General features: G+C 64.9%; 18 protein-coding genes. 10 read left to right on the top strand and 8 right to left on the bottom strand.

Features of this window, described 5'->3' with window-relative positions:
* Window positions 1-25: 25 nt before the first annotated feature.
* Genes ACZYVJ_RS21030 through ACZYVJ_RS21010 form a run of 5 tightly spaced genes read right to left on the bottom strand, consistent with a single transcriptional unit; the run spans window position 26 to window position 4556 of the window.
* Window positions 26-1228, bottom strand: a complete 1203-nt coding sequence (locus tag ACZYVJ_RS21030) for a cytochrome P450 (RefSeq protein WP_463833143.1) — start codon at window positions 1226-1228, stop codon at window positions 26-28.
* An 11-nt stretch (window positions 1229-1239) separates the two neighbouring features.
* A complete protein-coding gene (locus tag ACZYVJ_RS21025) occupies window positions 1240-2118 on the bottom strand; it encodes a TIGR03619 family F420-dependent LLM class oxidoreductase (RefSeq protein WP_463833142.1) in 879 nt (292 codons plus the stop codon).
* The gene (locus tag ACZYVJ_RS21020; RefSeq protein ID WP_463833141.1) at window positions 2115-2945 is read right to left on the bottom strand and encodes a TauD/TfdA dioxygenase family protein; all 831 of its coding nucleotides are present in this window, start codon (window positions 2943-2945) and stop codon (window positions 2115-2117) included. Before ACZYVJ_RS21020 ends, ACZYVJ_RS21025 begins: the two co-directional genes overlap by 4 nt.
* Window positions 2946-2949: 4 nt before the next feature.
* Window positions 2950-3273 (bottom strand): hypothetical protein, encoded by a 324-nt coding sequence (locus tag ACZYVJ_RS21015; protein ID WP_463833140.1) that lies wholly within the window; start codon window positions 3271-3273, stop codon window positions 2950-2952.
* On the bottom strand, window positions 3270-4556 hold the full coding sequence (locus ACZYVJ_RS21010) for an aromatic ring-hydroxylating oxygenase subunit alpha (protein ID WP_463833139.1): 1287 nt from the start codon (window positions 4554-4556) through the stop codon (window positions 3270-3272). The genes ACZYVJ_RS21015 and ACZYVJ_RS21010 overlap by 4 nt, the downstream gene beginning before the upstream one ends.
* 99 nt (window positions 4557-4655) lie before the next feature.
* On the opposite strand from ACZYVJ_RS21010, the gene ACZYVJ_RS21005 reads away from it, so the two are divergent.
* The 5 genes from ACZYVJ_RS21005 (at window position 4656) to ACZYVJ_RS20985 (ending at window position 8536) form a co-directional block, all read left to right on the top strand.
* On the top strand, window positions 4656-5585 hold the full coding sequence (locus ACZYVJ_RS21005; RefSeq protein ID WP_463833138.1) for a LysR family transcriptional regulator: 930 nt from the start codon (window positions 4656-4658) through the stop codon (window positions 5583-5585).
* Window positions 5586-5615: 30 nt separating this feature from the next.
* Complete coding sequence (locus tag ACZYVJ_RS21000; protein ID WP_463833137.1) at window positions 5616-5774, top strand: hypothetical protein; 159 nt, start codon at window positions 5616-5618, stop codon at window positions 5772-5774.
* A 61-nt stretch (window positions 5775-5835) separates the two neighbouring features.
* A complete protein-coding gene (locus ACZYVJ_RS20995; protein ID WP_463833136.1) occupies window positions 5836-6273 on the top strand; it encodes a nitroreductase family deazaflavin-dependent oxidoreductase in 438 nt (145 codons plus the stop codon).
* Window positions 6274-6398: 125 nt separating this feature from the next.
* Window positions 6399-7370, top strand: coding sequence for a UDP-glucuronic acid decarboxylase family protein (locus ACZYVJ_RS20990; RefSeq protein ID WP_463833135.1), 972 nt, complete (start codon window positions 6399-6401; stop codon window positions 7368-7370).
* Window positions 7367-8536, top strand: a complete 1170-nt coding sequence (locus ACZYVJ_RS20985) for a glycosyltransferase (protein WP_463833134.1) — start codon at window positions 7367-7369, stop codon at window positions 8534-8536. The genes ACZYVJ_RS20990 and ACZYVJ_RS20985 overlap by 4 nt, the downstream gene beginning before the upstream one ends.
* A 7-nt stretch (window positions 8537-8543) precedes the next feature.
* On the opposite strand, the gene ACZYVJ_RS20980 is transcribed toward ACZYVJ_RS20985, so the two are convergent.
* Together ACZYVJ_RS20980 and ACZYVJ_RS20975 are read right to left on the bottom strand one after the other, a co-directional pair.
* Window positions 8544-9275, bottom strand: coding sequence for a class I SAM-dependent methyltransferase (locus ACZYVJ_RS20980; protein ID WP_463833133.1), 732 nt, complete (start codon window positions 9273-9275; stop codon window positions 8544-8546).
* Window positions 9276-9409: 134 nt separating this feature from the next.
* Window positions 9410-10933 carry an adenylate/guanylate cyclase domain-containing protein gene (locus ACZYVJ_RS20975; RefSeq protein ID WP_463833132.1) on the bottom strand — a complete coding sequence of 508 codons (1524 nt, stop codon included), beginning with the start codon at window positions 10931-10933 and terminating at the stop codon, window positions 9410-9412.
* 86 nt (window positions 10934-11019) lie between these two features.
* On the opposite strand from ACZYVJ_RS20975, the gene ACZYVJ_RS20970 reads away from it, so the two are divergent.
* Complete coding sequence (locus ACZYVJ_RS20970; RefSeq protein WP_463833131.1) at window positions 11020-11478, top strand: GAF domain-containing protein; 459 nt, start codon at window positions 11020-11022, stop codon at window positions 11476-11478.
* 23 nt (window positions 11479-11501) lie between these two features.
* On the opposite strand, the gene ACZYVJ_RS20965 is transcribed toward ACZYVJ_RS20970, so the two are convergent.
* On the bottom strand, window positions 11502-12839 hold the full coding sequence (locus tag ACZYVJ_RS20965) for an adenylate/guanylate cyclase domain-containing protein (protein ID WP_463833130.1): 1338 nt from the start codon (window positions 12837-12839) through the stop codon (window positions 11502-11504).
* Between the two features lie 215 nt (window positions 12840-13054).
* On the opposite strand from ACZYVJ_RS20965, the gene ACZYVJ_RS20960 reads away from it, so the two are divergent.
* The 4 genes from ACZYVJ_RS20960 to ACZYVJ_RS20945 all read left to right on the top strand — a co-directional run bounded on the left by ACZYVJ_RS20960 (window position 13055) and on the right by ACZYVJ_RS20945 (window position 17712).
* Window positions 13055-14695 carry an FAD-dependent oxidoreductase gene (locus ACZYVJ_RS20960; RefSeq protein ID WP_463833129.1) on the top strand — a complete coding sequence of 547 codons (1641 nt, stop codon included), beginning with the start codon at window positions 13055-13057 and terminating at the stop codon, window positions 14693-14695.
* Between the two features lie 61 nt (window positions 14696-14756).
* On the top strand, window positions 14757-15899 hold the full coding sequence (locus tag ACZYVJ_RS20955; protein WP_463833128.1) for an acyl-CoA dehydrogenase family protein: 1143 nt from the start codon (window positions 14757-14759) through the stop codon (window positions 15897-15899).
* On the top strand, window positions 15896-16951 hold the full coding sequence (locus tag ACZYVJ_RS20950; protein WP_463833127.1) for an acyl-CoA dehydrogenase family protein: 1056 nt from the start codon (window positions 15896-15898) through the stop codon (window positions 16949-16951). The genes ACZYVJ_RS20955 and ACZYVJ_RS20950 overlap by 4 nt, the downstream gene beginning before the upstream one ends.
* The gene (locus ACZYVJ_RS20945) at window positions 16948-17712 is read left to right on the top strand and encodes an alpha/beta fold hydrolase (RefSeq protein ID WP_463833126.1); all 765 of its coding nucleotides are present in this window, start codon (window positions 16948-16950) and stop codon (window positions 17710-17712) included. Before ACZYVJ_RS20950 ends, ACZYVJ_RS20945 begins: the two co-directional genes overlap by 4 nt.
* The last annotated feature ends 38 nt before the right edge of the window (window positions 17713-17750 follow it).

Raw genomic sequence — 17750 nt, 5'->3', positions numbered from 1 at the left:
CAAGGACCCACTGACGGCAGCGGGACTAGACGCGGGCCGGCATGCTGTCCCAGCCGCGCACCGCCGACGACGACGAAAACACCGCGGCGTCGAGGTCAACCTCCCAGTCGGGGAACCGATTCATGATCTCGTCCAGGGCAATTCGGCCCTCGATCCGTGCCAGCGCGTTGCCGAGGCAGTAGTGGGCGCCCACCCCGAACGTCAGATGCTGGCGCGGCACCCGGGTCACATCAAACGATTCGGCGTTCTCACCGAACCGCCGTTCGTCGCGGTTGGCCGCGCCGATCAGAGTCAGGATCGCGCTCCCCTCCGGCACGGTCTGGCCGTGAAATTCGATGTCGCGCGTGACGTAGCGCGCCGCTTGCAGCGCAGGTGGCTCGAAACGCAGGAGCTCTTCAATGGCGCCGGGCAGCAGTGATCGGTCGTCGACCAGCCGGCGGCGCTGATCGGGATGCTCGGACAGCAGCTTGCCCGACCAGCCGATCAACCGCGTCGTCGTCTCCGAGCCGGCGACGGCGACGACCTTCATGAACATCAGCAGTTCGTCGCGGTGCAGTTTCCTGGTGACGCCATTTTCGTCCTCGAACTCGGCGTTGAGCAGCTCCGTCGTGAGGTCGTCGGCGGGATGGGTTGTGCGCCAGTCGATGAAGTCGGCGAACACCTCTCCGTCGGCGAGCTTGGCATCGGTGTTATCCGTCATCCGTCCGCCACGCCTGGTGCGGACGAACTTCTTGCCGTCCTCCTGGACTCGGCGCTGGTAGTCCTCTGGGATGCCGAACAGCATGCCCACCACGCGCAGCGGCATGATGGCGCCGAGATCCTGGACGAAGTCCAGGCGGTCACCGCCGACCAGCGGGTCCAGGCAACGCTGGGTGAACTCGCGGATCATCGGCTCGAGGGCATTGATCTTGCGGGGCGTGAACGCGCGGGAGAGCAAGCTGCGGTGGATGTCGTGCACGGGTGGATCTTCGAAGATGAGTAGTCCCGGCGGAATGTCGATGCCCGCCTTGATGATCTCCAGCACCACGCCGCGTGCGGAACTGAAGGTCTGATGGTCGACCAGTGCCCGGTTGACGTCGTCGAACCGGCTCAGCGCATAGAAGTCATGTTCGGCGTTGTAGTACAGCGGTGCGTTCTCGCGGATGCGCCGGAACATCGGATAGGGATCGGTGTTGAGGTCGACGTCCCACGGGTCGTAGTACAGGTCGTCGGCAATCCTGACGGTCATCGGATTCCTGTCTACTGCGTTTGCGCGTCCGCACCGAAGGTTTCGCGGTGCAGTTCGATCAATGCGTGCAGCTGCTCGAGATAATGCTGCAACGAATGGTGGACGAAGCGAGCCGAAAGGGTGGTGGTTCCGCCGTCGGCCAACTCCCGCAACGTGTCCTGTGTCGCTTCCGGTTTCGCGGCCGGATCCAGGGGTTGCTCCGCAGGCATCACCACTTCGAAATTCGGCGGTAATTCGAACTGCCGCAACCAGTCCGCGGCGGTGTGGATCGACACGTAGTACGGACACCAACCGTCCGCGAGGGTGACCGCCCGCCGCAGCGAACGTCGTGTGCGCCCGCCGACCCAGACCGGCATGTGCGGCTGTACCGCACACGGGTCCACGGTCAGCCCGCCGAACGAGTAGAACTCACCCTGATACGCCGGCTCATTGCTCGGCAAGGCTGCCCGCAGCGCCCGCAGGGCGTCATCGCCGCGGGCGCCGCGGTCGTCGAAAGGCGCACCGAGGAGGTCGAACTCCTCTCTGAGCGAACCGACGCCCACACCGAGGATCACCCGCCCATTGCTGACGTGGTCGAGTGTGCCGTAACGCTTTACGATCGCCAGCGGATGGTGGTACCCCAGCACCAACGTCATCGTGGCGAAGCGAATTCGCTTGGTGCGCCCCGAAGCGTAACCGAATGTTGCCAGCGGATCCCAGTAGCGAGCTCCGCGCCGACCGGATTCGGTCGAGGGCATGCCGATGTGCTCGCTGCATGTCATGTGGTGATAGCCGAGCCGATCCGCGACCTCCGCGACCCGGCCGATGTCCTCGATGCCGGCGTCCCTCTCCCATTCCAGGGGCGCTCCAGCGACATTGGTGACGACCGGGGTGGCGATGCCGAGCTTCACTGCAGGGGCTCTTCACCCGCGAGAATCGTTCGGTGCATGAGGCGGCCGCTGTCCACCGAATACGGCAACACCCGGTGCATGGTCCCGGTGTTGTCCCAGATGAGCAGGTCGCCGGGCTGCCACTGATGCTGATAAACATACTGTGGCTGGGTGGCCCAATCACGAAGCCGCGCAAGCAGAGCGCGACTTTCCTCTACCGGCAGGCCGATCACGTAATCCGAGGTCGCGCCCAACAGCAAGGATTTGCGGCCGGATTGATGCGTCCACACGATCGGGCACGCCTTCGTTGGCGACTTCTGCCAGAACGCCACCTCGTCGTAGCTCATCTCCGGGGTGACGTAATACTGCGAGCGCTCCGCGCTGTGCACCACGCGCAGCTCCGCAATCGCGTCCTTGTCGGCATCCGGAAGGTCATCGTAGGCCGCGTAGGTGTTGCAGAATTCGGTCTGGCCACCGGTCTCGGAGAGCTGCACCGCGCGCAGCAGCGTGGCCAGATTGGGCAGCGGCTGCAGCGACCCGTCGAAATGCCAGAACATCGAGCCCTGCAGGTATTTGGCGCGCTGATTGACCCTTTCGTCCAGCGAGATCTTGTTGATGCCGCCCTGTCCCTCGTTGGCGACCACCGTGCCGAGGGTCTTGGCGATGGCGACTTGCTCCTCGTCACCGATGTCCAGCCCGCGGAAGAACACCACACCGCGCCGCTCGAGAACGTCGCGGATCGTCGACGCCTCCCGCCCGCTCAACAACGTGTCGAGATCGGTTCGGATTTCGCTGCCGATTCTCGGGGTAAGGTCGACGATCTCCAGCTGCGCAGAAGTGAGGTCCATGGTTTCAGCTGATTCTCGTGAGAATGGTGTTGGCCGAATGCTTTACCCGCGGCTGCTTCCATAGCTCGACCGCTAACGAGACGGTGATCAGCGAGTAGAGCAGGTTGCGCAGATTGGCGACGTCGTCGGGCAGCGGCTCGGAGTAGTCGAACTTGTCGATGTAGGCGACGGCTTCCTCGGCGTGCGGAAACACCTCTTCGTAGAAGGCCCGGATTTCCTCGATGGAGCTGTTCACGCGTTTGACGTAGCGCTGGTGACCATCCTCGATCGCCCACTCGGGCACCAGGTGCTCGAGTTGCGAGAACTCTTTCGGCAGAACCGCACTCATCGTTGACCCGCCTTCGCCGCCTCGCCGGCCGCAACGTAATCGCCGACCACCTTGTGCAGGTGGCGCAACAGGATTTCCTCGTCATTCATCGTGAAATGCGTAAGCACACCGCTGTTGAGCATCGCCTGCAGGCCCTCCGACGGGCTCGCGTCCTCGAGGATGATGTCGTTGAGGAAGGTCACGGTGAGTTCCTGACCGAGTCTCTCCCTGTGCGTCTTCGGCGGCTGATAGAACATCTCGACTTCGAACACGTGCGAGTGCGGGCCGGTGGGCCAGTGAGCGTGGGTGGTGAAGCCGGATGCGCCGAAGATGATGACGAAGTTGGGGAAGAACTGGAACGAGTCGAAGCCGTACTTCTCCGACCGCGTGGGATTGATCCCCGGGGGCATCGGCCCTCGATCAACCTTCTTGTTCCAGGGGCCCGCGGCGCTGGCTTCCATCACGCATTCGATGGGCTTGGAGTACGGCGTCCTCTGCGAGGGTTCACCGGAGAACGAGAACATCCGGTGCGGGCCGACGAGCTGGTAGCCCAGTGCGTCGGTGAACGGGTTGGGCTGGTCGAACGCGTCTCTGGCCTCCGCGGTGAGAGCCCCGAACGACGATGCGTGCAGGTACGGGCCGTGGTAACTCTCGGCGAAGCTGTCGACGAAAATCTTCCAGTTGCACTGCAATTCGGCCGAGAACTTGTAGACCTGGTGCGGGCCGTCGAACGGGTAGCCCTCGATGCCATGGGCCAATTCGCCGAGGAAGGACCTCAGCGGCTCGGTGTTGTTCGGGTTGAGATTGATGAAGATGAAGCCTTCCCACACCTCACACTGCACCGCCGGCACCTGGCAGCTGTCGGCATCGAAGTCCAGCAGCAGGTCCTTGCGGGTGGCCGAGTGCAGCGTTCCGTCCAGCTTGTAGCGCCACCCGTGAAAGCGGCAGTACAGCAACGGGGCGCGGCCGGACACTTCCTGGAACGGGTCGTCCTCCCACAGCATCTTGTTGCCGCGGTGCGGGCAGATGTTGTGGAAGGCGCGGATCACCTGGTCCTTGCCACGCACGATGATGATCGAGGTGTTCAGGAATCGGAACTCGCGGGTGAAATAGCTGCCCGAGCGCGGGACCCGTTCGACTCGCCCGACGTAGAGCCAGGTTTTCTTGAAGACGTGCTCGCGTTCCTTCTCGTAGAACTCTTCGGATACACAATCTTCGAGCGACACGGGGCCGCGGCCGAGTTCGGGATATGCGTCGATCCAGTGCCCGCTTGGGGGCTTGGCGACGGCGATGGGCTGATTCATCCCCGCGTCCCTCCTACGTGGTGCGGCCGACGCTAGCAGCTGCGGGGACCCCCAATAAGGTGTACGAACGCAACACCCTGTTGCATACTTGGAACACCAATGGAACAGAATCTGCCCTTTGACCTCGATGCCCTGCTGGTATTCGGCAAGGTGGTGGACTGCCGCAGCATCTCGAAGGCGGCGTCGGCACTCGGCATGCCCAAGTCGACGGTGAGCCGGAAGCTGACCAAGCTGGAATCCGACCTGGGCATCAAGCTGCTGCGGAAGAACACCCATCAGCTGACCGTCACCGACATCGGCGAGCAGATCTACGACCACGCGATGAACATCGCGACCGAGGCCAACGGTGTACGGGCCCTCGTGGAGGGCAGTAGGCAGGAACCCCAAGGTGAACTGCGGGTCGCGATACCGGTCAGCCTGGGCATCGACTACGCATCCCGCGTCGGCGCCCGGTTCTTGCAGCGGTACCCGAACTCGCGCTTGGACATTCGGTTGGTCGACAACATCGTCGACCCGATCAAGGACGGTTACGACGTCGTATTCGGGCCCGGACCGTTACAGGATTCGACGCTGATCGCGCGGAAGGTCTTCGACCTGAACCTTTTCCTCTGCGCCTCAACCGATTTCATAGGGCAACTGAAGGATCCGATCACCGAACCCGCGCAGGTGAACACTCTGCCTTTCATCGACTTCGGCTTCTGCGGGCCCCAAAAGCTGAAGTTGGCGGTGACCAAACTCGACAGGCGACACGAGCTGTCACCGCGAGTACGCGCACGGGCCAACAACTTCCAGGTGTGCAAGGAGTACATCCTGCAGGGACTCGGCATCGGCGCCATGCCCACGCAGATCATCTGCACCGAGGAACTGCGCGAGGGGACCATCGTGCCGATCCTGCCCGACTGGGCGGTCGAGCCGCTGGCCGTGCACATGATCTATCCGTTCGAGCTGTCCTTCTCCACCCTGATCAGTGCCTTCTATGACACGGCCTGCCAGATCATCGTCGAGAACATCGCCAGGGCGCAGACCTAGAGTTCGTCCGAATCGAGAGATAATCGCCTCATGCCCAGTGAACCCCGACATCCACCGCGGCCCGCGCCGAAATCAAAGCAGGTGCACGTCACGCCTGAGGACGTGGAGCGGTTCGGCGACGAGGAGCAGGTGCGCGAGGCGTGGGACGAGCGCCGGCTGCGCGACGAGCAACCGCCGCATCACCACTAGCCCGCCGCGCCTTTCGGAAGACACTGGCGAAGTTCGCCGCCGCTGAGTGAGACTGGAACTTATGAGTCTCGTGGAGAAGCTGCTCCCGCAGGTGCTGCGGGTGCACGACACCGTGTATCAGAAGACGAACGGCTGGATCGGTCACCGCACACTGTGGATACCAAGTCTGCTGCTGCATACCGTCGGCGCGAAGACCGGTAAACAACGCACGACGTCGCTGACCTACGCCCGCGACGGGGACAACTATCTCGTGGTGGCCTCCAAGGGCGGTGCGCCCGAGGCCCCCGGCTGGTACCACAACCTGAAGGCCAATCCCGACGTCGAAATCAACGTCGGCCCAAGACGTTTCGCCGTCACCGCACGACCGGTACTGTCCGGCGATCCCGACTACCCGCGGCTGTGGCAGATCGTCAACAAGAACAATCAAAACCGGTACAACGAATACCAGAAGAAGACGTCGAGACCGATTCCCGTCGTCGTCCTGGCTCCGAAATCTTGAACTTCAGCTGAACAAGCCGAGAACCGCCGGTGTGAGGGCAATCGGTTCCAGCGGGCGTCCCAAAAGACGTCACGTCGGTCATGCGAAGCTACGTGTTCGATGGCCGGAACTAAGGAGAACAAGCAGTGAGAGCCCTCGTCGCGGGTGCCGCCGGGTTCCTGGGGTCCCACCTGTGCGATCGTCTCCGCGGCGACGGCATCGAAGTCATCGGACTCGACAACTTCTGCACCGGCAGCCGCGAGAGCATCGTGCAGCTGGACGGGGACCCAGGCTTCAGTTTCGTCGAGCATGACATCACCCGGCCGGTCGGCGCCGTCGCGTCGGGACCGCTGGACGTCATCTTCAACCTGGCCTGCCCCGCATCGCCGCGCGCCTACCAGCGCGATCCTCTGTTCACCCTGGAGACCAACTACGCCGGCACCAGAAACCTACTGGAACTGGCGCGCGAGCGCGGGGCGACGATTCTCCAGGCCTCCACCAGCGAGGTCTATGGGGATCCGACGATCCATCCGCAGGTCGAGAATTATTGGGGCAACGCCAACTGCTTCGGGCTGCGGGCCTGCTACGAGGAAGGCAAGCGTGTTGCGGAGACGCTGATGCTCGAGTACGCGCGCCGCTACGGCGTCCGAATCAAGGTGGCCCGTATCTTCAATACCTACGGTCCGAGGATGGATCCAGAGGACGGCCGAATCATCTCCTCGTTCATCGTCCAGGCGCTGCGCGGAGAACCGATCACCGTCTTCGGGGACGGCAGCCAGACTCGTTCCTTTTGTTACGTCGACGATCTCGTCGACGGGCTGGTGGATATGGCGGCGAGCGATGCTTCGTTCACCGGACCCGTCAACCTCGGCAGCCCAGCCGAACGCACCGTCCTCGAAACCGCGAGCATCATCAAGGAAATGACCGGATCGCGCTCGGCGACGGTGTTCGAGCCACTGCCGCCGGACGACCCGAAGCAGCGCAGGCCGGACATCACCCTCGCCGAGTCCAGCCTCGGCTGGACTCCACGAGTCTCGTTCGAAGACGGTGTCGAGCGGACGATCGCATATTTCAGAGGCATCGTCGGACCTGCCTCCCACGGGGGCGTCCATCGATGAGAATTGTGCTGGCAACCTTGGGAACTCGGGGTGATGTCGAGCCCTGCGCCACCATCGGTCGGGAACTTCAGCGCCGAGGTCACGATGTCACCATGGCGGTGCCGCCCAACTATGTCGGCTTCGTCGAGTCGGCGGGGCTTGCCGCGATCCCCCACGGCCCCGACCAGTTGCAGCAGAACGCGGATATCGCCCGCAAGTACGGGCAGACACCGAATCCAGTCTTCATGGCGTGGGTGATTTCGGAGGACCTCAAACGACTCTGGCCGCAGCTGGGCACGGCGCTCACGTCGCTGGCAGACGGGGCCGACCTGCTATTGACGGACGCGAGCCAGCAGGGACTGGCGGCCAACGTTGCGGGATACTACGACATTCCGCAGGCCGCGCTGCACATCTACCCGCTCGGGCGTGATACGAGTACGCAAGTAACCAAAGAGGCCGAGGACGCCCTGCGCCAAACTTTGGGCCTGTCGGGGGAATCGGGGCCCACGACGCGACAACCCCTGGAGATTCAGGCCTACGACGAACTCTTCTTCCCGGGGCTGGCAGCCGAGTGGGCGAAATGGGATGTCCGGCGGCCTTTCGTCGGCGGGCTGACGCTGGAGTTACCGACCGATGTCGACGAAGAGGTGTCGTCATGGATCGCAGCGGGAACGCCGCCGATCTACTTCGGCTTTGGCAGCAGCGCGCGAGTCGCGTTTCCCGCCGGCTTGCTCGAGATGATCACCGGGGCCTGCGCGCAATTAGGCGAGCGCGCGCTGATCTGCAGCGGCGTAAGTGATTTGGCCGGGATCCCGCAATTCGACCATGTCAAGGTTGTGGGCGCGGTGAACCACTCGGCCGTCTTTCCCGCCTGCCGCGCGGTCGTTCACCACGGGGGTCCCGGCACCACGTTCGCCGGCATACGCGCCGGCAAACCCACTTTGGCCCTTGCGGTTTCGGTCGATCAGCCGATGTGGGCCGCCGCGGTCGGCCAGCTGGGCGTCGGCATCGGACGGCATTTCTCCGCAACCACCCCAGATTCGCTGCTCGCCGATCTGCGGGCCATCCTCACTCCGCATTGCATCGCTCGAACCCTTGAGGTCGCCGCCCGGATGGCAACCCCCGCCGAAAGCGCCGCCACGGCCGCCGATCTCCTGGAAGCCACGAACTGCCAAGCCTCGGGCTGAATTCCTGTCAGTGCTCGTCGGCCGAGTGGTGGATGTGCATGTCCGAAACGCTCCGGTACGACGGGAACTCGAAGTCGGGGAAGGCGCAGATGTCGCCGCGATCCCGGACGCGCTCTAACCAGTAGCTCTGATCGGCGGCCGACGTGCAGGCGTAGATCTTCATATACGTCGCCGCGAAGGGGAACACGAAACCATTGCCGACGGCCTGCCAGACGGCCGCCGCCACACCGGGGGTTTCGACCCCTCGATAATCGTCCATCACGATCACGCCCCGTTCGGCCGTGTGGGTCACGGCGAGGCTGATGTCGTTGGCGACACACCGGTAGGCGTGACAACCGTCGATGTGGACGAAGCGCAGCGCCCGTTCTCCCAGATCGAGCGCCGATGATTCGCAGACCTCCAACGTTGGCCGGCGGGTGTGGAACCGATCCCAGTTGGCCAGGAACTGCTGCTGATCCAGGCCCGAGTACTCCTGGCGCGGCGCCTGCGCGATGTCGGCGTGATCCATTACGGCGCCGAACAGATCGCAGATCACCAGTTCCTCATCGTCACGCAGGCCGTAACCCATCAAGATGGCGGACTTGCCCTGGTATGCGCCGATCTCCAGCATGTCACCCCTGATGCCCTCGGCCGTCTGGCAAGCGATCAGCTGGCTGAAGAGCTCGACATCGGCCTCGAAAAACCAGCCGTCGACGTTGTTCATCTGCTCGGTGTAGAGCGCCCAGGCGGCATCGCTCATGACGCGCTCCTGCGCATGAACTCCTCCAGGATCGTCGGGGCTGGCGAACTTTACGGCGGCCAAATTGGCGGCCGTGGGTTGACCGTATCAATTCTGCGCCCAGCCGCAATCGATGCTCTAGCCAAGCACTGTTCTCAGTGCGGCTTTCGGTCCTGTAGAGCGAGAGTGAAGACTTGCACTACAGCGGATTTGCCCTTCAAAGCGTGCGTTCCGCGATCGAGCAGTCCGTGCGGTCGGCTGGTCAGCGCGTCCACGCACGAACCGGTGAGCAGCATCGCATCGCCCGTGGCCTTGGTGAGCTGCTCGACGCGGGCCGCGACGTTGACCGCATCACCGATCAGCGTGAACTCGAGCTTGCCTCCGCCGCCGATGGTGCCGGCGATCACCTTTCCGGTGTTGATGCCGATGCCGATGCGAAGCTCACCGCCGAATCGCTCGCCGACGAGACGCTGAATCACCATGGCGGCGTCCACCGCGGCGTCGGCATGGTTTGCGAGGTCGTTCGGGGCGCCGAAGACGGCCAAAGCTCCGTCACCCAGGAACTTGTTCACATGTCCACCGGCGTCGACGACGGCGGGCACGACTATTTCAAACAGCGCGTTGAGCCGGGCGACCGTGTCCTCGGCGGAGTTCGCCTCGGCGAACGGAGTGAAGTCACGGATGTCCACGAACATCACGGTCACCTCGCGGCGTTCACCAGTGAACACGTCGTCGCCCTGCTGAAGCAGCCGCGCGGCGAGGGCCGGGTCGACGTAGGTGCCGAACGCGCCCTGAAGCCGTTGTCGCTCAGCCAAACCCGTCTGCATGCGGTTGAATGACGCCGACAGGGCCCCGAGGTCATCGTCCTGAATGACCGGCAGGCGCTGGCTATAGTCCCCTGCCGCAACACGTTCGGCGCCCTTAGCGAGGTCGCGAATGGGTTGCAGCGATGGTGAGAATCCAAGTCCAACGGAGATCGGCACCGCGAATACGGCCGCCAACCCACCTCCGATCACCACGGCGAGGATGGGGGTTTCACTGACGCGATTGACCGCGGCGGCAAGCAAGGCGCCGCCGACGGCGAACCCAAACGCGACCGCAACCATGGACACGTTCGACCGCGCGGCAAAGCTCGGGCGAGAGCGTGGCAGGGAGTCGCCGATTCCCGTGTCGCCGGCCAGGGCGGCCCTGGCTGGCCGCCATGCCGCCTCCATGGTGGTGTGGAGCGCAACCAGCTGGATCGCTACTGCAAGGGTGGCAGCCAAGGCGCCGTACTGCACCAGCCGCAACCAACCGGCTCCGGCGATCGCACCGACACCGACCGACAGCGCGGCGGCCCAGACTCCGGCTGCCCAGACCGTGCGAGAAGTCGCCCTGCGGACAAAGACATAGGTGCCCTCCAGGGCCGTCACCCGATCGACCTCGTGGCCTGCCGCCCACCGTTCCGTGGGGCGTGCCCATCGGCGATCCGGAAGGACCATGAGGCATGCGAGTACCAGCACGGCCACACCGGTGGTGGCTGTCGCGGCGACGTAGCGATCCGACTTCTCAAACGCGACAATCGGAAACGACACGAACGTGAGGTAGATCGGCAGCGCTATGAAAAATGAGATCACGCCCCCCGCCCACGTGTATCGCGCCCCGTACCGATTCCAAGCCCACTGCCAGATGCGATCCATGTCGGGAGATTAAATCGTCGTCGCCCGCGATGTGCGCGAAAAGGGCCGCATCGGATCGGCTGCAGCGTCGAGGCACGATGTCTCTCATGGTCGCCGTCTACCGCGCGCCGATGCGATCCCGCAACGCTGCCGTCGAGCCACAAGCCACCATCGATCGCGCTCGCCGGCTCGGCCTGTGCGGGTTTGGCCGACTTGTGAGCAGTTCCGCCGACCAAGACCGGCTTGCCCGTCGGGTCGCCCGATTCGCCGAGCTCGACGAAGGCTCGTTCGTCTGGACCCGCGACACGCACGGCTGGTTCTGGCTGGGCCGCATCTCCGGGCCTTACGGCTACGACCCCGGCAAAACCGCTAAGGCGGTGGATTTGGTGCACATACGCCCCTGCGAGTGGCTGTCCATCCCAATCCTGGAACAGGATGCGCCGGCCGCCGTCGTCGCCACATTCAATCGTGGTGGACGAAACTTTCAGGAGATCCACAACCCCTCGGTCGGTGTGGAGACTCAACGGATTTGGGATTCGCGGATACACCGGCCGGCCGAAACCTAGAGCACGGCGGAAGCCGTATCCCGTCAACCCTCAACGGCGAACAGCCCCCACTCACCCGCCACACCTTTGAGGACGTGCTCGCCGCGAGCGACAAAGCTGAGGCCCGACCCGGCGACCAGGTCGACGACGATGCGCGAAACGAGCACCTCGCCGGCCCCCGCCGCTGCCGCCACCCGCGCCGCGATGTGGACCGCGATGCCGCTGATGTCGTCGTCACGCAACTCGACCTCACCCGTGTGTACGCCCGCCCGCACCTCGAGGCCCAGGCTCCGCATTACGTCGCGGATCGCAATGGCGCACCGGATCGCGCGGGCGGGCCCGTCGAACCGGGCGAGGAAGCCGTCGCCCGTCGTGTTGACCTCATAGCCCTGGAAGCGTGCGAGCTGGCGCCGCACCTGAGCGTCGTGCCTGCCGAGCAGCTCCTTCCATCGTTGGTCGCCAAGCTCGACCGCCCGCTTCGTGGAGTCGACGATGTCGGTGAACAGAACCGTGGCCAGGACGCGCTCGACCGCGGGCTGCGGGCGGACGCCGGTAAGGAACTCCTCAATCTCGTCGAGCAGGGCATCGGCGTCGCCCGTAAAAAAGAGGTGGTCGGCGCCGTCGATCTCGACGAACTTGGCCCGGGGGATGCGGTCGGCAAGGTAGCGACCCATCTCGCACCTCACCATCCGGTCGTCGCGCCGGTGGACAACGAGCGTCGGCGCCTGGATCGCGGGCAGCACGTCACGGATGTCCAGTTGCGGATAGAGCGCGAAGATGTTGCGGACCATGCCCGGGCTGGCGGCCACCCGCTGCAGCCGCGCCCACCACCGCCGGAAATCGGCGTCGTCCCGCCGGCTTGGAGCCCATGCACCCAGTCCGACGCCCTCACCCCAGCCCGTCGCACTCACTTCGACCAACGCCGACAGCTGCTCCTCGGTGACGCCGAGCGGGTAGTCGGTCGTTCGGAGCAAGCGGGAGAACGAGCCATACAGGGCAAGCGCATTCACGCGGTCGGGATGGCCGGCCGCTGTCAGCATCGCCATCGTGCCCCCCTCCGAAACGCCCACGAGGTCGGCGCGTTCACATCCGGCCGCGTCCATGACGGCGCGCAGGTCATCGACGGACTCTTCCAATGTCGGTGCGTGCATCACCGGATCCGACAGACCGGTGCCCCGCTTGTCAAAGGTGACGACGCGACGAAAGGACGCGAGCCGCGAGTAGAAGTGAACGACCGAAGGCTCCTCCCACATGATGTCGAGGTGCGAGATGAAGCCGGGCGCGACGACGAGGTCGGGCCCCTGTCCGGTCACCGAGAAGGCGACGTTAAGGCCGCCACTCTTGGCGTAGTGGATGTCCGGCGCGCTGCCCGCGACGTTCATGGTCGAACCTTACGCCTGCGTGGGCCCCATTGAGTCGCGTCGGACTATCCGACAACGACGGCGGCGCGATGGCTGGCTCCCGCTAATTTGGGGCGGATGCCTCATGTGCCGCCAACGGTGTGCGGCGGACGATTCCCGCATCGAAGATTTCGACGCCGCGCGCTAAACCGCCCCTGTGGCTGAGCGGCCCCGGCGAAAGCAGCTGGGAGGCAGTCATGTTCACCATCGAAGAGCTGGCCAGAATTCCACTCTTTTCGACGCTGGGGGACAAAGAACTGGAGTACCTTGCCGGCTCTGTGGAGGACGTCCACCTCATCGCCGGAGAGTACGTAGGCCGCGAGGGCGAAGCCCGGTCCTTGGCGATTGTGGTCGAAGGTAAGGCGGAGCTGACGAAGCTGGTGAACGGAGTCGAGCAGGTGATCGGCGTTCGCCATACGGGCGAGGTCGGAGGCGAGGTCCCGATGACGCTCGGTACGCCGTTGCCCGCCAGCATGCGGGCCGTCGAGCCGTCGCGCGTACTAAAAATGACGGTCGAGGTGTTCCACACACTCGCCGCCATGGCCCCCCAAATCTCCGAAACGGTCGGTGCGGCCGCAATGCAGCGCATGGAGATGCTCAGAAACGCCACCACCCAACCACGCGAACCCGCGATGGTCGTAATCGGCCCGCGCGTCGACCCGGGAGTGCACGACTGCGACGTCTTCCTCCATCGCAACCAGATTCCTTTCGAACGCCTAGACCCCGACGATCCTGCAGCTCTCGAACACACCGGAGGCAATCCCGCCGCCTACCCGGTGGTGGTGCTGCGCGACGGCACTCGCCTGACCACCCCGACCATGCGGGCGGTTGCCACCGTCGCTGGACTCACGGTCGAGACAAGCCGGACGCATTACGACGTGGTGATCGTGGGTGGCGGGCCGGCGGGTCTGACGGCGGCGGTCAACGGCGCCTCCGAGGGCCTGCAGACCGCACTGATCGAATCCTTCGCCCCCGGCGGTCAGGCCGGCACTTCCACCCGGATCGAGAATTACACGGGATTTCCGTTTGGCGTCTCTGGTGACGACCTCGCCACGCGGACGCTGCGACAGGCGACACGGCTGGGGGCCGAGATCGTTGTGACCCGCCAGGTCGAGGACATCAACCCCGACGACATGACCGTCACGCTGGACGGGGGCGACGTTCTCCGAACGAGGTCGATCATCCTTGCGATGGGCGTGAAGTGGCGACGCCTCGGGGTCGATTCGATCGATCGATTCGTAGGCTCAGGTGTGTACTACGGCGCGGCGCGTAGCGACGCGGGTCTGGCGCAGGGCAACGATGTGTATCTGATCGGTGCGGGCAATTCGGCCGGCCAAGCCGCCGTATTCCTCTCCAACCACGCCCGATCGGTCACGCTCCTCGTGCGGGGTGAGTCGCTCGCCGAAAGCATGTCGCACTACCTCATCGAGCAGATTGCGACTAAACCGAACATTCGGGTCCAGACGCGATCCGAGGTTGTCGCCGCGCATGGAGACGAACAACTCGAGGCGATCGAGGTCATGGATCGAAGCGCCGGCAGGACAGGTCGACGGAACGCGACGGTGCTCTTCGTGCTGATCGGCGCCGAGGCAACGACTGATTGGCTCCCTGAGGAGATCGCGCGCGACGAGCACGGCTTCGTGTTGACGGGAACCGACGCGATGAAGGCAGGATGGTGGCAAGCCAATCGCGAGCCGTTCGCTCTCGAAACGAGCGCCCCGGGAATCTTCGCGGTCGGCGATATCCGTTCGGGATCAGTGAAGCGCGTCGCAGCATCCGTGGGCGAAGGCGGCATAGCGATCGCCCTGGTGCATCGCTACCTTCAGGCGATTGCATAGTCGCATCCCGGGCGAGGCGGTACCTTTCCTCGCTTCAGAGTCGGTCGTTAGCCTGCCAAGTATGCTCACGTCGCCTGGCGCACTCACCGCCGCGGAGCTGGAATTGCGGGAGCAGGTACGCACATTCCTTGCCGAGACGCTGCCCTGGGGCACGTTCGAGCCGGGCCTCGGCATGAGCGCCGAGGTGAATCCGCAGTTCTCCGCCGCGTTGGGCGAGCGTGGCTGGATCGGCATGGCGGTCCCGGCTCGTTATGGCGGCCACGACGCCACCGCCGCCGACCGCTTCGTCGTTGTCGAAGAACTGCTGCGCTGGGGCGCGCCAGTCGGGCATCACTGGGTGGCCGACCGACAGATCGCCCAGGTGCTCCTTCGTTACGGCACCGAGGAACAGAAGCGATGGCTGTTGCCACGAATCTGCCGCGGCGAGTTGTGTTTCTGCATCGGCATGAGCGAGCCCGACGCTGGAAGTGACCTCGCGTCAGTCCGCACGAAGGGTGTGCGCGACACGGACGGCTGGCGGGTGTCGGGTGTCAAGGTGTGGACAAGCAACGCCATGCGCGCCGACTTCATGATCGCCCTGTGCCGAACCGGCGACGGCGAACGGCACGCGGCGCTCAGCCGATTCCTCATCGACATGGGCAGCCCCGGGGTGACGGTCAGGCCGATCCCCTTCCTGAATGGCAGGACCGACCACTTCGCCGAGGTACTCCTGGACGGGGTGCTGGTTTCCGATGAGATGGTGATCGGCGAAATCGGGCAGGGCTGGGCACAGAACGCCGACGAGTTGGCCTTCGAGCGCAGCGGCCCCGATCGCTGGATCTCGACCTTCCTGGTCGTTCAGGAGTTCATCCGCGAACACCCGGACTTGGCGGCTAGTCGCGAGGGAAGCCGGCTGATCGGCGAGCTCGCGGCCCAATACTGGGTGCTACGCCGGCTCTCGCTGACCGTGGCCAGGGCGATCGATGCCGGCGGCACCCCCGCGGCGGAGGCGGCACTCATCAAAGAGATGGGCACCCGGTTCGAACAAGACGTCGTGCGCGCGCTGCGGGAGTTGTTGGACCGCGAGCTCGTATGCGGCCTGGAGCCGGAGCCGTCATTGTTCGAACGGTTGTTGCGCCGCGCCGCGCTGGATGCACCGTCATTCACCATCCGGGGCGGCACCACCGAGGTGCTGCGCTCCGTGGCCGCCAAAGGATTGTCATGAGCGACAACGAGCTGTACAGCGCTGCCGACAAGCTGTTCAAGGCGCACAGCCGTTGGGAGGACGTTGGCGACGCCGACGCTACCGGCTGGGCACCGCAGCTATGGAACGCACTGCAGCAGAACGGATTCAGCGATGTCCCGGTTCCCGAGCAGCTGGGCGGAGCCGGGGGTAGCGTTGCCGCTGCGATTCAATTGCTCCGCGCCGCGGGAGCGCACGCGGCACCGGTGCCGCTGGCCGAAGCCGGACTGGTCGGCGGTTGGCTATTGGCGTCTGCCGATCTCGCGCTGCCCAAGGGCATTCGCACGGTACTGCCTCCCGCCGCGACGCTCCGTCTCGACGGTGATCGCCTGTTCGGTACGGTGCCGGCAGTCGCATGGGGTCACCGCGCCGAGCATGTCATCGGACTAGTCGACGGCGTCGTGGTGCTCGCGCCCGGACCGGCCGCATCGTCGCGGGGACCGACCGTCAGCCGCGGCGTCAACCTCGCCGAAGAGCCCCGCGACACAGTGGTTTTCGACGGTATTCCGGTAACTGCGCGCGCCGACGCGACAGACGAGGTTACCGAACAATCGTTATGGGAGCGCACCGCGCTGGGGCGTGCCGCGCTGATGGCCGGCGCGATAAGTGCCGTCGCGGCGATGACACTGCGCTACAGCGGCGAACGTGAGCAATTCGGGCGCCCCATCGGTCGTTTCCAGGCCGTCCAAGCCCATCTGGTGACCATCCACCAGCAGGCCGCGGTGGTCGCGTCGGCCCTCGACGGTGCGGTCGAAGCGGTCGAGCTCGGCCGGGGCGGGTTCGAAATCGCTTGCGCCAAAATGCTTGCCGACCGGGCCGCACAATTGGTGACCGCGGCCGCCCATCAGACGCACGGCGCTATCGGTATGACGAAGGAGTATCCGTTGCATTATCTGACCCGTCGGCTCTGGGCATGGCGAGACGAAGCCGGAGGGCATCACCGCTGGGCGGACCGGCTCGGCGCGGCCCTGGTAGCCGGTGGCCCCGATGCCCTATACCCAGCCATCCAGTCGGGGTCGGAGGTGGTGTCGTGAACCGGCTGCTGCGCCCAGACGGGGTCACGCTGGCCTACCAGGTGCACAACCCGAACGCGCCGGGCTTGCCGCTTTTGCTCACACACGGTTTCGGCGCCACCGCGGGCATGTGGAGCCCCAACATCGATGCCTTGAGCGTCGACCGACCGGTGATCGTCTGGGACCAGCGCGGTCATGGCAGCAGCGACGCACCCGACGACATGGAGCGCTACACCGAGCAGATCAGCATCGCCGACATGGCGGCCATTCTCGACGCCGCGGGTACTGATCGCGCCGTACTCGGCGGAATGTCCTTGGGCGGCTACCTATCCCTGGCCTTCCACCTCGCCCATCCGCAGCGGGTGGCCGCGCTGGTACTTGTCGACACGGGCCCGGGCTACCGCAACGACGAAGCCCGCGACAAGTGGAACGACTGGGTGGAACGACGGGCACAACAACTCGAGCGGGGCGAAGCGGCGACCGACTTCTCGTCGGAAGTCGCGCAGGCGGTCCATCAGCATCCCGAGGGGCTGCCGCGCGCTGCGCGCGGTGTGATGACCCAGAAGGACGCCCGCGTGATCACGTCGCTCGACAGCATCACGGTGCTCACGTTGGTGGTCGTCGGCGCCCAAGACACCGACTTCCTGGCCCCCGCCGACTACATGCACCGCAAAATCTCCAATTCCCGCAAGCTTGTCATCGACAACGCGGGGCATGCGGCGAATATGGACCAGCCCGAGACATTCAATGCCGCCGTGCGAGAACTATTGGAACAGCTATGACCCCTGTCGATGTCACCGTCGAATTCGTCGGCCACGTG

Source organism: Mycobacterium sp. IDUB_3, from assembly GCF_055419585.1.
This window is presented reverse-complemented; position numbering and strand designations above follow the sequence as displayed.

Bases quoted from the DNA above. Each gene is read 5' to 3' on its own strand.
- ACZYVJ_RS21015 (WP_463833140.1), bottom strand. From the start codon at position 3,273: ATGAGTGCGGTTCTGCCGAAAGAGTTCTCGCAACTCGAGCACCTGGTG.
- ACZYVJ_RS21020 (WP_463833141.1), bottom strand. From the start codon at position 2,945: ATGGACCTCACTTCTGCGCAGCTGGAGATCGTCGACCTTACCCCGAGA.
- ACZYVJ_RS20960 (WP_463833129.1), top strand. From the start codon at position 13,055: ATGTTCACCATCGAAGAGCTGGCCAGAATTCCACTCTTTTCGACGCTG.
- ACZYVJ_RS21010 (WP_463833139.1), bottom strand. From the start codon at position 4,556: ATGAATCAGCCCATCGCCGTCGCCAAGCCCCCAAGCGGGCACTGGATC.
- ACZYVJ_RS20995 (WP_463833136.1), top strand. From the start codon at position 5,836: ATGAGTCTCGTGGAGAAGCTGCTCCCGCAGGTGCTGCGGGTGCACGAC.
- ACZYVJ_RS21030 (WP_463833143.1), bottom strand. From the start codon at position 1,228: ATGACCGTCAGGATTGCCGACGACCTGTACTACGACCCGTGGGACGTC.
- ACZYVJ_RS20950 (WP_463833127.1), top strand. From the start codon at position 15,896: ATGAGCGACAACGAGCTGTACAGCGCTGCCGACAAGCTGTTCAAGGCG.
- ACZYVJ_RS20975 (WP_463833132.1), bottom strand. From the start codon at position 10,933: ATGGATCGCATCTGGCAGTGGGCTTGGAATCGGTACGGGGCGCGATAC.
- ACZYVJ_RS20955 (WP_463833128.1), top strand. From the start codon at position 14,757: ATGCTCACGTCGCCTGGCGCACTCACCGCCGCGGAGCTGGAATTGCGG.
- ACZYVJ_RS21000 (WP_463833137.1), top strand. From the start codon at position 5,616: ATGCCCAGTGAACCCCGACATCCACCGCGGCCCGCGCCGAAATCAAAG.
- ACZYVJ_RS21005 (WP_463833138.1), top strand. From the start codon at position 4,656: ATGGAACAGAATCTGCCCTTTGACCTCGATGCCCTGCTGGTATTCGGC.
- ACZYVJ_RS20980 (WP_463833133.1), bottom strand. From the start codon at position 9,275: ATGAGCGATGCCGCCTGGGCGCTCTACACCGAGCAGATGAACAACGTC.
- ACZYVJ_RS20985 (WP_463833134.1), top strand. From the start codon at position 7,367: ATGAGAATTGTGCTGGCAACCTTGGGAACTCGGGGTGATGTCGAGCCC.
- ACZYVJ_RS20965 (WP_463833130.1), bottom strand. From the start codon at position 12,839: ATGAACGTCGCGGGCAGCGCGCCGGACATCCACTACGCCAAGAGTGGC.
- ACZYVJ_RS20970 (WP_463833131.1), top strand. From the start codon at position 11,020: ATGGTCGCCGTCTACCGCGCGCCGATGCGATCCCGCAACGCTGCCGTC.